The sequence below is a fragment of the Alishewanella sp. BS5-314 genome, from assembly GCF_025377695.1.
GTDB classification, from domain to species: Bacteria; Pseudomonadota; Gammaproteobacteria; order Enterobacterales; family Alteromonadaceae; genus Alishewanella; species Alishewanella aestuarii.
The window spans coordinates 1,024,528-1,038,267 of the sequence record NZ_JACEHJ010000002.1; the positions used below are offsets into that span (position 1 = coordinate 1,024,528).

Consider the following 13,740-nt stretch of genomic DNA (forward strand, 5'->3'; position numbering starts at 1 on the left):
CATCCTGACATTCACCCTTGCGGGCCAGTGCCTGTCCAAATGCGCTCCAGACGCATTTGTCAGGCACCATGCCATCAAAGCTTGGCTTAGAGCAATCCGATTCTCGGATACCTAAACTCTATCTTGATTCAATCGGTTTCACAGTACGTGGCTCAACACCCACATAATCCGCACTTGGCCGGATAATCCGGTTATCGGCGCGCTGCTCCATCACATGGGCGGCCCAACCGGTTAAGCGGCTACACACAAAAATCGGTGTAAACAGCTTGGTTGGAATACCCATATAGTTATAGGCCGAAGCATGGAAGAAATCGGCGTTACAGAACAGTTTCTTCTCGCGCCACATTACCGCTTCACAGCGCACTGATACATCGTACAGCTTGGTATTGCCATTGGCTTTGGCCAGTTTTTCTGACCATTCTTTAATTACGGCGTTACGCGGATCCGACTCTGAGTAAATGGCATGGCCAAAGCCCATAATCTTTTCTTTGCGCTCTAACATGCCCAGCAGTTTTTGCTCGGCATCGTCGGCGTTATCCATTTTCTCAATCAGCTCCATCGCCGCTTCGTTTGCACCGCCATGTAATGGGCCGCGCAGTGAGCCGATAGCGCCGGTGATACAGGAGTGCATATCGCTTAAGGTTGACGCGCAAACGCGGGCAGTAAAGGTAGAGGCGTTAAATTCATGCTCGGCGTACAAAATCAGCGAGGCTTGCATTACTTCCACATGCAAGGCTTCTGGCTTTTTATCGTGTAAGGTCCAGAGGAATTGCTCGGCAATAGAATCAGCGTCGGTTTCCACGTTTACGCGCTTGCCATGGTGGCTATAGTTATACCAGTAGTTAACCAATCCTGGGAAAATCGCCAGCATCCGGTCGGTCACGTCCTGCTGCTGGGCAAAGCTGTGTTCCATTTCCAGGTTACCCAGCATCGAGCAACCGGTACGCATCACATCCATCGGGTGAGCATTGGCGGGAATACGCTCTAACACATCTTTTAATGCCTGAGGCAGTGCGCGCAGGCTCTTTAATCTGGCTTTATAAGCGGCAAGTTCAGCACTATTTGGCAATTCGCCTTTTAAAATTAAGTGCGCCACTTCTTCAAAGGTACAGTTGGCGGCTAAATCTTTTACATCATAGCCCCGATAGGTTAAGCCTGAACCGGTTTTACCTACTGTTGATAAGGCGGTTTTACCTGCTACCTGGCCGCGCAAACCTGCGCCTGAGAGTACTTTACCTGTTGACATGGTTTTGTTGCTCCTGTTCTGTTTAGCCTTCATCCTTGTCACTGCAGCGGTGTTAGCTGCGTTCGCGAACCACGGTCACATAGTAGACTATGCTCCCGAGGATTCACTCACTTGCTGCCTTGCTGCAGCGGCAATGATTTTGGCTAAAAGTAATAATTAAAAATGTAAAATATTTATTTTAAGATTTTTTGCTGCTAAACAGCTGATCCAGTTTTTGCTCGAAGCTGTGGTAATTTAAAAAGTCATACAGCTCAGCGCGAGTTTGCATGCTGTCTACCACGGCTTTCTGATCGCCGTTTGCCAAAATTGACTGATACACATTTAATGCGGCTTTATTCATGGCACGGAAGGCACTTAACGGATACAGCACCATCGCCACACCGACGCTGGCCAGCTCAGCTTTGTTATACAGTGGGGTTTGACCAAACTCAGTGATATTAGCCAGTACCGGCACCTTTAACGCTGAGGTAAAGGCTTTGTATTGTTCCAGCGTATGCACGGCTTCAGCAAAAATGGCATCGGCACCAGCGTCCTGACAGGCAATAGCGCGCTCAATAGCCGCATCTAAACCTTGCTGTGCTAACGCATCGGTACGCGCCATAATAAAGAAGCTTTCGTCAGTACGGGCATCCACACTGGCTTTAACCCGGTCAACCATTTCATCTAAGCTGACAATTTCTTTATTCGGGCGATGGCCACAACGTTTTTGCGCGACCTGATCTTCAATATGAAAGCCCGCTGCGCCGGCGCGGGTCATTTCTTTTACCGTGCGGGCAATATTAAAAGCACCACCCCAACCGGTATCGGCATCTACCAGTAACGGTACTGAGGTTGCTGCGGTAATGCGGCGGATATCTTCACAGACATCATTTAATGAGGTCATGCCTAAATCAGGTAAACCAAAGGAGGCATTGGCTACGCCAGCACCAGACAGATAAAGCGCCTGGTGTCCGGTACGCTCGGCCATCATCGCGGTGTAGGCATTAATGGTGCCGACGATTTGCAGTGGCGAATTGGCGGTAATGGCGGCACGGAATTTCTGGCCGGCGGTTAAATTGCTCATCTTAGTTCCCCTGTTGCTCTAGTTCAGACAGTTTATGTTCGATATTGCGCCTGGAGGCAGCGATATGCCGGCGCATCAGTAGATCGGCTAGTTCACCATCACGATTGGCAATGGCATTAATAATAGCCTTATGTTCGTCAAATGCCCGCGATACGCGCGGGCCATTCATGCCAAGCTGTACCCGGTACATCCGCATCAGGTGATACAGCTCGTCGGTGAGAATATTGATTAAATACGGGTTTTTACTGCCAAGAATAATGCGGTAATGAAAATCCAGATCGCCGGCTTCCTGGTAATAACTTTCGCCCTCACGCACCCGCTGCGAGCTAAGATGCTGATCTAATAGATCCTGCATCTCACGAATTTCGGCATCGCTCATTTGGGTCGCCGCTAACCGGCAGGCTAAGCCCTCTAATTCTTCACGTAGCTGATACAGCGATAACAAATTTTCTGTCGACAATTTCACGACTCGCGCCCCGGCATTCGGCGTGCGCTCCAGCAAGTGGCAACGCTCTAACCTTGCTAAGGCTTCACGCAGCGGCGCGCGACTAAGATCAAAGCGTTTCGCCAGCTCCGGCTCGCTGATCTTTGAGCCCGGCGCAATTTCACCGGCCACAATGGCGCGCAGCAGCTCTTGCAGTACACGATCAGCAGCGGTTACAGCGGGGCGTTGCAAAGCAGGATTCATAGCTGATTGTCGACATAAACAAAGAATGGGTAAGTTTTAGGCTTATTTAACGCCAGTGTCAAGTCAAAATCGGCAGGATTGTCGACAATCAGACTAAAGTACATATCAATGCGTAAGGACTCCGATACGCCCGCCGTACCGGAGTCCATCCTGCGATAACAAGATATACACCGAACTCAAAGCAACACCGGCCTGGGACTCCGGTACGCCCGCCGTACCGGAGTCCATTCTCCGATAGCGAGATATACACCTAACTCAAAGCAACACCGCTTTAGGACTCCGGTACGCCCGCCGTACCGGAGTCCATCCTGCGATAGCGAGATAACCAGCTAACTCAAAGCAACACCGCTCTAGGACTCCGAACAAAAGCGCCGCCAAACAACCACACCGGTTTTCTACCCTACACCGCAGGGTTGACTCCGGTACGACAAGCATACCGGAGTCAGACGCAGTAGCCAGAACCCGCTCTAGGACTCCGGTACGCCCGCCGTACCGGAGTCCATCCTGCGATAGCAAGATAAACACCTAACTCAAAGCAACGACGCTCCAGGACTCCGAACAACAGCACCATAAAACAACCACACCGGTTATCTACCCCACATCGCAGGGTTGACTCCGGTACGGCAAGCATACCGGAGTCAGACGCAGTAGCCAGAACCCGCTTTAGGACTCCGGTTCGCCTGCCGTACCGGAGTCCATCCTGCGATAGCGAGATAAACAGCTAACTCAAAGCAACACCGCTCTAGGACTCCGAACAAAAGCGCCGCCAAACAACCACACCGGTTTTCTACCCTACACCGCAGGGTTGACTCCGGTACGACAAGCATACCGGAGTCAGACGCAGTAGCCAGAACCCGCTCTAGGACTCCGGTACGCCCGCCGTACCGGAGTCCATCCTGCGATAGCAAGATAAACACCTAACTCAAAGCAACGACGCTCCAGGACTCCGAACAACAGCACCATAAAACAACCACACCGGTTATCTACCCTACATCGCAGGGTTGACTCCGGTACGACAAGCATACCGGAGTCAGACGCAGTAGCCAGAACCCGCTTTAGGACTCCGGTACGCCCGTCGTACCGGAGTCCATCCTGCGATAGTGAGATATACACCAAACGCAATGCAGCACCGCTCCAGGACTCCGAACAACAGCACCATAAAACAAGCACACCTGTTTTCTGCCCTACACCGCAGGGTTGACTCCGGTACGCCCGCCGTACCGGAGTCCATCCTGCGATAGTGAGCAATAAACCCGAGCTATCGTTGTAGCTGAAGATGAATTTTTTAGATTTTTTTAGAATATAAAGCAGGCTTTTTAGCTTACATAATGATAACAAATTCTGACCCTATTACAGGTCAAATTCAGTAGCTGTGCATAATTGCACGGATAAGCTGGGGATAACTTGGGTATAACCCGACGGATGATTGATGCAAGCGCTTGCTAATTTAGCTGCTTTAGGAACATGAAAATTAGTGAGGCTTGGCTACACTTGATTTTACCTTTTGTAACTTCTTCTCGATAGCGCACGGCTCATTCCCTATGAGCCATTCCCCTAAGCCCGGAACAATTCGGATTGGTTCCGGGCTCCTTTTATCTACTACTTTCAAAATGTTAGGCTATGCTCAAGCGGCTTTGCGTTTGGCTGCTGCCAGCGGGAACAGTGAGTAAAAGTTGGCGCTGGTCTGCTGCGCTAACTCCACTAACGACACCGCCTTAATCTCCGCCATTGCCGCTGCGACGTCAGTAACATAGGCTGGCTGATTGGTTTTACCGCGATGTGGCACCGGCGCCAGATAAGGCGCATCCGTCTCGATCAGTAAACGATCCAGCGGTAATTTACGCACCACCTCACGCAGCTCACTGGCATTACGAAAGGTCATAATGCCCGACAACGAAATATAAAATCCCAGATCTAAAGCCGCCTTAGCCATCTCGTAATTTTCAGTAAAGCAGTGCAATACGCCCCCGGCATCTGCCGCGGCATGGGCTTTCATCAGGGCAATCGTATCAGCACGGGCATCACGGGTATGGATAATCAGCGGCTTTTCTAACTGACGGGCGACATCAATGTGTTTCACAAAGGCATCCTGCTGGCTTAGCTTTGAATCCGGATTATAGAAATAATCCAACCCGGTTTCGCCAACAGCAACGACTTGTTGCTGCGCCGTCAGCTGTAATAACAGTTCAGCATCAACACTATCGGTTTGATGCAGCGGGTGTTCGCCACAGGAGACAGAGACTTCGGAGAAAGGAGCCACCAGTTCGGCCATCGCCGGATACTCAGCTAATGACACGCTAACGCAAAGTAAATGTTCAACCTGGCGTTGCCGGGCATTATCCAAAACCTGCTGTAATGTCAGCCCTAATTTGTCCAACTCCAGACGGTCGAGATGACAATGTGAATCTACAAACAAAATAACCTCAAATTCATTAACTGCATCGCAGTTGTTACATCGTGTATGTAATTTCATTACTGTGTAATTGCACACCCAGTAACTTTTCTATCCGGCTGCTTAAACCATGTTTATCGTCGATAAAGGCCACACCTATTCCTGCCGGATTAGAACTTTGTGCGCCCAGCGGCGATACCCAGGCAACCTTGCCTGTTACCACAACCGGCTCCAGTGCATCAGGCAGGGTAACGCTTAACGCCAGGGATTGTCCCATTTTGTAATGACGGGCCGAGCGGATAAACAAGCCGCCATTTTTGAAAAACGGCATATAACAGCGATAAAGCTCTTTCGTATCAGTAAAACCTAATGCCAGCTCTTCCATTCTTGCCTCCGGTTAGCGACGACCAGGCTGGGCGCGCGCCGGCGCCAACAACTGTTGCCACTCACTAAGTATAGCGCTGATTGCCAGACTCTTATTTTGCCCTAAAATCTGCTGCTCGTCACGGCAGAAGCGGATTAAGCTTTGTTGCATAGTCTGCAGCTGCGGTGCGCCTAACCGCTGCTCTAAACTGAATTTATGTAGCAGATAACTCAGGATCAACGTCAGATCCGTGCGTCCTTCCAGGGTTTTTAGCATAGGCTGCAGCGGTTGCCGCTGCACCAGCAACGTTAATAACTGCTGTAACAGCGTATCCAGGGTCGCGTACTGGTCCGATTGCAGCAACGCCATGGCTTTTAACGGCGCCCCGCCGCTAAAGCTAACGATAAAATCAGCAATGGGGCCGCTGTGCTGTGCTGCCAGATGATCGGCCAGCGCCTGTGGCGCCAGCGGCGCTATAGCCCAGCGCTGACAACGGCTTAAAATAGTTGGCTTTAAGCGCTGTGCCTGCGCAGTACATAACAGTAAAAAACAGCCTGCCGGCGGCTCTTCCAGTGTTTTAAGTAGTGCATTGGCGGCGGCCTCGGTCATCCGTTCGGTATGACGTACAACTATCACCTTATGGCCATGCTGCTGCGCCCTGCCCTGAGTAAAGTCGGTAAGACGGCGGATTTCATCCACGCCCAGGCTAGTGCCCTCCGGTTGCAGCATCAGTAAATCCGGATGGTTACCTGCGGCCAGCAACAAACAGCTTTTACACTGGCCACAGTGCTGACCGGCCTGCGGGTTCTTACATAACAGCAAGGCACTCAGCAGCTGCGCCAGCTCAAACTTGCCCATCCCCTCCGGGCCGCTTAACAATAAGGCATGCGCCAGCCGTTGTTGCTGATATAGCAAGGAGAGCTTATCAAAGCTCTCGGCCAGCCACGGATAATTGTGCAGTTGCACCAGCGCCATCTTAAACTCCGGCCGCAGCCAGGGCAGTCACTAGCGCCTGCTGTACCTCGGCTAGCGGCTGACTGGCGTCAATCACCACGATATTCGGCTCTTTGCCGGCGATCTCCAGATATTTGGCCCGGGTGCGCTGGAAAAAGCTCAGTTGTTCCTGTTCAATCCGATCCAATTCACCGCGGCTGGCAGCACGGGCTAAACCGAGTGCCGGATCAAGATCCAGATACAGTGTCAGATCCGGCCTGGTATTACCCAGTACCGCCTGGCGTAACGTATCAATCAGTTGATCACCGAGTTGCCGGCCACCGCCCTGATAGGCGCGTGACGATAAATCATGCCGGTCAGCCAGCACCCAATTACCGGCAGAGAGCGCCGGCCGGATCACATTGGTCAACAGCTGTACCCGTGAAGCGTACATCAGCAGTAGCTCTGTTTCCGGCGCTATCTGCTCTTGAAGATCGGCTTGCTTTACCAAAGTCCGTAACTGCTCTGCCAGAGGTGTTCCGCCTGGCTCCCGGGTGCAAACCACCTGATGGCCACGGCTTTCCAGGTATTGCTTCACCGTGGCGATAGCAGTACTTTTACCGGCGCCCTCCAGCCCTTCGATAACGATAAATTTGCCGTTACTGCTCATTATTTTGCCCAAGAATATATTTGCGTACTGCGCTGTTATGTTGCTCTAGTGTTTGTGAAAACACGTGAGAGCCATCACCGCGGCTGACAAAGTAGTAATAATCGCTTTGCTCCGGTGCCGCTGCCGCTTTTAGCGCACTGATACTCACCAGTGAAATTGGCCCCGGCGGCAAACCATGATGCCGGTAGGTATTGTAAGGGTGTGGATCACGTAAATGCGCCCGGGTAATGCGGCCATTATAATCCGCCACACCATAGATCACTGTCGGATCAGTTTGTAAGCGCATCCCGGTATTTAAACGGTTGACGAACACCGAACTAACCAGACCGCGTTCAGCTTGCAAACCACTCTCTTTTTCAATAATCGACGCCAGTATCAACAGCTGATAGGGCGTTTGCAGTGGTAAATCGGGTTGCCGTTGCTGCCAAATCTGCTCCAGCTGCGTTAACAGTGCCTGATGGGCGCGCAACCAGATAGCGCTGGCTTTACTGTTGGCAGTATAAAAATAGGTGTCCGGAAAAAATAATCCTTCCATCTGCTGAGCCAGCTCTGGCATCGGCGCCAATTCGCCCCACTCAGCTGGCCAGCGTAACAGCTGTTGTAATTCGGCGATCTGCTGCAAATCCTGTTGTAAATAAGGTAAATCGGCAAAGCGTTGCCAGCTTTGCGCCAGGGTTTCGCCCTCAATCAGGGTAACACTAAATTGTGCGACTCGACCCGAGCGAAACAGTGCCAATGCCTGTTGCAACGACATTTCGGTTTCTACCCGGTACAGGCCCTGTTGCAATTGCGCCTGCTCTGGATGTTGGCGCAGATAAAGTTTCAACTGCTGGCACTGCCAGGCGGTCAGTTGTTGCTGTGTTTGCCACTGCCGGCATAACTGTCGGGCCGAAGCACCGGGCTTTACCTCATACAAGGCTTCGCTAAAACGGATCGGCGCCGCCAATAAGGCCTGTTGTGCCTGTTGCCAGTAACTATTGCCGGCAACCAGTACCAGGACCAGTAGTACCGGCAGCCAATAAGATAAACGTCTTAGCATAATACCTGTTGTTGTAAGCTATGCACGGCCGCCATCGGCAGCGGCCGGCCATCTAATTCTCGCACTGCGGCTATCCCCAGCAATGCATTGCTAAAAAACATCGCGTTTAGAAGCGGCAATTCGTGTAGCGCTAACGGCCGTTCAGTGATCTGCGGCTGCTGCTGCAAAATATGGCTGCGCATTACCCCTGCTACGCCGCATTTATCCAGCGGCGGGGTGTACCATTGTCCATGCAACTGATAGAACAGATTGGCGGCACTGCCCTCTATCACCAGATCATTACTGTCTGCCACCACCAAATCATCTAATGCTGTGCCCGCCAGCTCTTGTTTTAGCAGCACCTGCTCCAGCCGGTTACAGTGCTTTAACCCTGCCAACGCCGGTTGTGCTGCCAGACGCAGTTTGGCCAGCCCCACCTTTAAACCGGCGGCCTTTAGCGCGCGATAATCCGGCATCGGTGCCTGATACAAATAACAGCTGACTTCTGCCTTTGGATCCGCTGCATAACCGCGCCCCCCGATACCGCGTGAAATCAGTAGTTTAAAAACGCAGTCAGCTGTCATTTGCCGGGCTTGCACCTGCAGCCAGGCGCTGAGCTGTTGCCAGTCTGGTTCCACAAAGCCAAGGCGCCGGGCACTGTATTGTAGCCGCGCCAGATGCAACGACCAGAGTGCAATTTCACCCTGACTTACCCGCATTGTCGTAAACAAGCCATCGCCATATTGTAAAGCGCGGCAGCCGCCGGCAACGGCGGTACTGTTTGGCGAATTAATCAGGATAAAATCAGCCATATCTGCTCTTTACGAAATTTGCCACAGCTTTGCATAAGGTTGAGCTCAGTATGCCTTAAGGCTGCCGCCTTGCAAAGCAAAGCCCGGTTTGGCGGCTTTAGCTGCATAAAAAAACCGCAGTATTTAACTGCGGTTTCTTGCAAACAGCATCGCGGCTTAGATTTTCTTAAACAAAATCGAGCCGTTAGTGCCACCAAAACCAAAGGAGTTACACAGTGCATACTCCAGTTTCGCCTGACGCGCCTGATGCGGCACATAGTCCAGATCGCAACCTTCGCTTGGATTATCCAGGTTAATGGTTGGCGTCACCAGCTGTTCCTGTAGCGACAGCACGGTAATAATAGACTCCACTGAACCGGCAGCCCCTAACAGATGACCAATCATCGACTTCGATGAGCTGACCATCAGTTTATCCAGGTTGTTGGCAAATACGGTTTTAATCGCCATGGTTTCCGCGATATCACCCGCTGGCGTTGAGGTACCGTGGGCATTGATATACTGCACTTGCTCTGGGTTAACCTGAGCATCATTCAGTGCATTTTTCATCGCACGGGCAGCGCCATCACCGTTTTCCGGTGGCGAGGTCATATGGTAGGCATCACCGCTCATGCCAAAACCGACCAGCTCGGCGTAAATTTTCGCACCACGGGCCTTGGCATGCTCATATTCTTCCAACACCATCACACCGGCACCGTCGCCCAGCACAAAACCGTCACGGTCTTTATCCCAGGGCCGGCTGGCTTGCTGCGGCGCATCGTTACGAGTTGATAACGCGCGAGCCGCGCCAAAACCACCCATACCGAGCTCGGTTGAAGCTTTTTCAGCACCACCGGCTACCATCACATCAGCATCACCATAAACAATCATCCGCGCTGCCTGACCAATATTGTGTACACCTGTAGTACAGGCGGTGACGATACTGATATTCGGCCCCTTTAGGCCGAGCATAATCGACAGTTGGCCGGCAATCATATTGATAATGGTTGATGGCACAAAGAACGGTGATAAACGCTTCGGGCCACTGTTCAGCAGTTTGGTATGGTTTTCTTCAATCAAACCTAAACCACCAATACCGGAACCGATAGCGGCGCCAATGCGATGGGCGTTCACTTCATTAATTTCCAGGCCGGAGTCACGAAAGGCCTGCATGGCTGCTGCTACGCCGTATTGGATAAACAAATCCATTTTTTTGGCGTCTTTCGCCGGGAAATAAGGCTCAACATCAAAATCTTTGACTAAGCCGGCAAATTTAGTTGTATAAGCACTGGTGTCAAAGTGCTCGATCAGGCCAATGCCGCTTTTCGCCTGCTGCAGTCCCTGCCAGCTGCTGGTCACATCATTGCCCAGCGGCGTCAACATTCCTAAACCTGTTACCACTACACGACGTTTTGCCACCGTGTCCTCCGTAGATACCTGTTTTTCTGATTCTTAAAACGAAAACGGGTAGCCTCGCTACCCGTTTCTCAAGCTTTCGGCTTATTCAGCGTGGGCTTTGATGTAATCAATGGCTGATTGCACCGTGGTGATTTTCTCTGCTTCTTCGTCTGGAATTTCAGTATCGAATTCTTCTTCCAGCGCCATCACCAGCTCTACTGTGTCCAGTGAGTCTGCACCCAGGTCGTCAACGAAAGAAGCTTCGTTTTTCACTTCTTCTTCTTTAACGCCCAGTTGTTCAACAATAATCTTTTTAACGCGTTCTTCGATGTTGCTCATCTTTTCTTCCTTTTTCTCATCTAAATCGCAACAAATCGTGCAATTTGGTTTGGCGCTAGTTTATGCGTAAGCAGGGGTTGATGCAAGCAATGCCCTTGGCATTTTTTGCTGGTCAAACCTGATTTGCTTACACCATATACATACCGCCGTTAACGTGAACTGTTTCACCGGTAATATAGGCTGCCTGCGTGGACGCCAGAAATGCCACTGTCGCCGCAATTTCTTCTGGCTGCCCTAAACGATTTGCAGGGACTTGCGAGAAAATAGCTTCTTTTTGCTCGTCCGACAACTCTTTCGTCATGTCCGTATCAATAAAACCCGGTGCGATAGCATTTACGGTAATACCGCGTGATGCCACTTCACGGGCCAGTGATTTGGTAAAGCCCAGCACACCCGCTTTCGCCGCAGCATAATTGGTTTGTCCGGCATTGCCCATTGACCCCACAACAGAGCCAATAGTAATGATGCGGCCAAAACGCTTTTTCATCATGCTACGCAGTACCGCCTTGCTCAGCCGATACACCGAAGTTAAATTGGTCTGCATAATATCAAACCATTCTTCATCTTTCATCCGCATCAGCAGATTATCGCGCGTAATACCGGCATTATTTACCAGAATATCGATCTCGCCAAAGCTTTCTTTGATTTGCGCCAGGCACTGCTCAACAGAATCGGCATCGGTCACATTCAACACTAAACCTTTGCCGTTAGCGCCCAGATAGTCAGAAATAGCGGCTGCGCCCTTCTCACTGGTCGCGGTACCGACTACTTTGGCACCCAGAGCAGCCAGTTGCTCAGCAATGGCTTTACCAATCCCACGGCTGGCGCCTGTTACCAGCGCGACCTTACCTTCTAATGAAATAAATGCTGTCATCTTGTTACCTTATTCTGCTGTAAGGGCAGCGCTTAACGCGGCGCTATCCGTGATTGAGCTGGTGCTAAGCTCTTTATTAATGCGTTTAATCAGGCCACTTAGGACCTTGCCCGCGCCCAGTTCCAGTACCTCGGTTACGCCCTGCGCGGCGAAATACTCAATAGTTTCAGTCCAGCGCACCGGGCTATACAGCTGACGAATTAATGCATCTTTAATCGCATCGCCATTGCTGGCAATTTGCACGTCAACGTTATTTACCACCGGAATCGCCGGCTCTTTAAAGCTTAGCGCAGCGAGATCGGAGGCTAGTTGCTCAGCTGCCGGGCGCATCAACGCACAGTGCGAAGGTACGCTTACTGGCAACGGCAGCGCGCGTTTGGCTCCGGCCGCTTTACAGGCTTCACCGGCCCGCTCTACCGCCGCTTTATGACCGGCAATCACCACCTGACCCGGTGAATTATAGTTAACCGGCGCCACTACCTCACCCTGAGCCGCGTCGGCACAAGCTTTGGCAATGGCCGCATCGTCCAGACCAATAATTGCTGCCATGGCGCCAGTACCGGCCGGAACTGCCTGCTGCATATACTGACCACGCTTTTCTACCAGTTTTACCGCATCGGCCAGAGAGAGTACACCAGCACAAACCAGTGCCGAGTATTCGCCTAACGAGTGGCCGGCAAAATAGGCTGGCGTAGCGCCGCCTTGTTGCTGCCATACACGCCAGACGGCAACGGAAGCCGTTAATAACGCCGGCTGGGTGCGCTGGGTTTCATTCAGCTGCTCTTCCGGGCCATTCGCAACCAGGTCCCATAAATCATAACCCAGTGCCGCTGAAGCTTCGTTAAACGTATCCTGTACCAGCGGGTAAGTTTGATACAGATCGGCTAACATACCAACACTCTGTGAACCCTGACCAGGAAAGACAATTGCAAGTTTTTTCGTCATCGTTATACCCTGTTAAAAGGTGCCTGCATTGAAATTAAGAATTTTCATTGAAATAAAAGCTTAGTAGCGAACCAGTGCAGAGGCCCAGGCGAAACCGCCGCCAAAGGCTTCTAACAATAAGGTTTGACCACGCTGAATCCGACCATCACGTACTGCTTCATCCAGCGCTGTCGGCACTGTCGCCGCCGAGGTATTGCCATAGCGATCCAGGTTAATCACCACCTGATCCATCGACATATCCAGTTTACGCGCCACCGCAGCAATAATTCGTAAGTTCGCCTGATGCGGCACCAGCCAGTCAATTTGTGATTTATCCATATTATTAGCGGCCAGGGTTTGCTCAACCACTTCAGACAGCTTGGTTACGGCGACTTTAAAGACGTCGTTACCCTTCATGCTACCCCAGGAGTTATGTACCGAGGCTTCGTCACCGCGAATAGGGTTATCGACGTAAAGCAATTCTGAGTATTTACCGTCGGCATGAATATGGGTTGATAGGATACCTGGCTGTTCTGACGCTTCCAGTAACACGGCTCCGGCGGCATCACCAAACAGGATCACCATAGAGCGATCTTCCGGGCTGACCAACTGTGACAGACAATCTGAGCCAATCACCAGGATACGTTTTGCCAGACCGGTTTTAATGTATTGATCGGCAATACTTAAGGCATAACAAAAACCGGCGCAGGCGGCAGCAATATCGAAGGCAGGAATAGCAGGAATATCCAGTTCGCGTTGAATTTCGCAGGCAGCACTGGGTAAGGCGCGCGAGGCACTGGTGGTGGCGCAGATAATCATATCGACACTGTTTTTATCTACGTTGGCTGCTTCCAGTGCTTTCCGGGCAGCTGCAGCACCCATGGTCGCCACACTTTCGTCTTTACCGATAATGCGCCGCTCTTTAATACCGGTGCGTTCGATAATCCATTCGTCTGTGGTTTCCACCATAGACTCTAAGTCCGCATTAGTGCGGACTGTTGCCGGAAAATAACTTCCGGTACCAATAATTCTTGAGTACATGC

At 51.4% G+C, this 13,740-nt stretch carries 15 protein-coding genes; all 15 read right to left on the reverse strand.

Features of this window, described 5'->3' with window-relative positions; all coding sequences use genetic code 11:
* Positions 1-118: 118 nt before the first annotated feature.
* Positions 119-1,246, reverse strand: coding sequence for a 2-methylcitrate synthase (gene prpC / locus H1D31_RS09195; protein ID WP_261257961.1), 1,128 nt, complete (start codon positions 1,244-1,246; stop codon positions 119-121).
* 178 nt (positions 1,247-1,424) lie between these two features.
* Entirely contained in the window at positions 1,425-2,309 is an 885-nt protein-coding gene (gene prpB / locus H1D31_RS09200; protein ID WP_065956536.1) for a methylisocitrate lyase, read from the reverse strand.
* Between the two features lies 1 nt (position 2,310).
* Positions 2,311-2,997, reverse strand: coding sequence for a GntR family transcriptional regulator (locus tag H1D31_RS09205; RefSeq protein WP_065956535.1), 687 nt, complete (start codon positions 2,995-2,997; stop codon positions 2,311-2,313).
* Positions 2,994-3,146 (reverse strand): hypothetical protein, encoded by a 153-nt coding sequence (locus H1D31_RS09210; RefSeq protein WP_261257965.1) that lies wholly within the window; start codon positions 3,144-3,146, stop codon positions 2,994-2,996. The genes H1D31_RS09205 and H1D31_RS09210 overlap by 4 nt, the downstream gene beginning before the upstream one ends.
* A gap of 1,475 nt (positions 3,147-4,621) precedes the next feature.
* The gene (locus H1D31_RS09215) at positions 4,622-5,413 is read right to left on the reverse strand and encodes a TatD family hydrolase (protein ID WP_261257968.1); all 792 of its coding nucleotides are present in this window, start codon (positions 5,411-5,413) and stop codon (positions 4,622-4,624) included.
* Positions 5,414-5,447: 34 nt separating this feature from the next.
* Entirely contained in the window at positions 5,448-5,774 is a 327-nt protein-coding gene (locus H1D31_RS09220; RefSeq protein WP_065956534.1) for a PilZ domain-containing protein, read from the reverse strand.
* 12 nt (positions 5,775-5,786) lie between these two features.
* A complete protein-coding gene (gene holB / locus H1D31_RS09225) occupies positions 5,787-6,728 on the reverse strand; it encodes a DNA polymerase III subunit delta' (protein ID WP_261257971.1) in 942 nt (313 codons plus the stop codon).
* A gap of 1 nt (position 6,729) precedes the next feature.
* Complete coding sequence (gene tmk, locus H1D31_RS09230; RefSeq protein ID WP_261257973.1) at positions 6,730-7,356, reverse strand: dTMP kinase; 627 nt, start codon at positions 7,354-7,356, stop codon at positions 6,730-6,732.
* Positions 7,346-8,395 carry an endolytic transglycosylase MltG gene (mltG, locus tag H1D31_RS09235; protein WP_261257975.1) on the reverse strand — a complete coding sequence of 350 codons (1,050 nt, stop codon included), beginning with the start codon at positions 8,393-8,395 and terminating at the stop codon, positions 7,346-7,348. The genes tmk and mltG overlap by 11 nt, the downstream gene beginning before the upstream one ends.
* On the reverse strand, positions 8,389-9,186 hold the full coding sequence (pabC, locus tag H1D31_RS09240) for an aminodeoxychorismate lyase (protein ID WP_261257977.1): 798 nt from the start codon (positions 9,184-9,186) through the stop codon (positions 8,389-8,391). Before pabC ends, mltG begins: the two co-directional genes overlap by 7 nt.
* A 156-nt stretch (positions 9,187-9,342) precedes the next feature.
* The gene (gene fabF / locus H1D31_RS09245) at positions 9,343-10,581 is read right to left on the reverse strand and encodes a beta-ketoacyl-ACP synthase II (protein ID WP_261257980.1); all 1,239 of its coding nucleotides are present in this window, start codon (positions 10,579-10,581) and stop codon (positions 9,343-9,345) included.
* Positions 10,582-10,662: 81 nt separating this feature from the next.
* The gene (gene acpP, locus H1D31_RS09250) at positions 10,663-10,899 is read right to left on the reverse strand and encodes an acyl carrier protein (protein ID WP_008608297.1); all 237 of its coding nucleotides are present in this window, start codon (positions 10,897-10,899) and stop codon (positions 10,663-10,665) included.
* 127 nt (positions 10,900-11,026) lie between these two features.
* Positions 11,027-11,761, reverse strand: coding sequence for a 3-oxoacyl-ACP reductase FabG (gene fabG / locus H1D31_RS09255; protein ID WP_039925270.1), 735 nt, complete (start codon positions 11,759-11,761; stop codon positions 11,027-11,029).
* 21 nt (positions 11,762-11,782) lie between these two features.
* Positions 11,783-12,718 (reverse strand): ACP S-malonyltransferase, encoded by a 936-nt coding sequence (gene fabD, locus H1D31_RS09260; RefSeq protein ID WP_261257984.1) that lies wholly within the window; start codon positions 12,716-12,718, stop codon positions 11,783-11,785.
* A 60-nt stretch (positions 12,719-12,778) separates the two neighbouring features.
* The gene (locus H1D31_RS09265) at positions 12,779-13,738 is read right to left on the reverse strand and encodes a beta-ketoacyl-ACP synthase III (RefSeq protein ID WP_008608293.1); all 960 of its coding nucleotides are present in this window, start codon (positions 13,736-13,738) and stop codon (positions 12,779-12,781) included.
* Between the last annotated feature and the right edge of the window lie 2 nt (positions 13,739-13,740).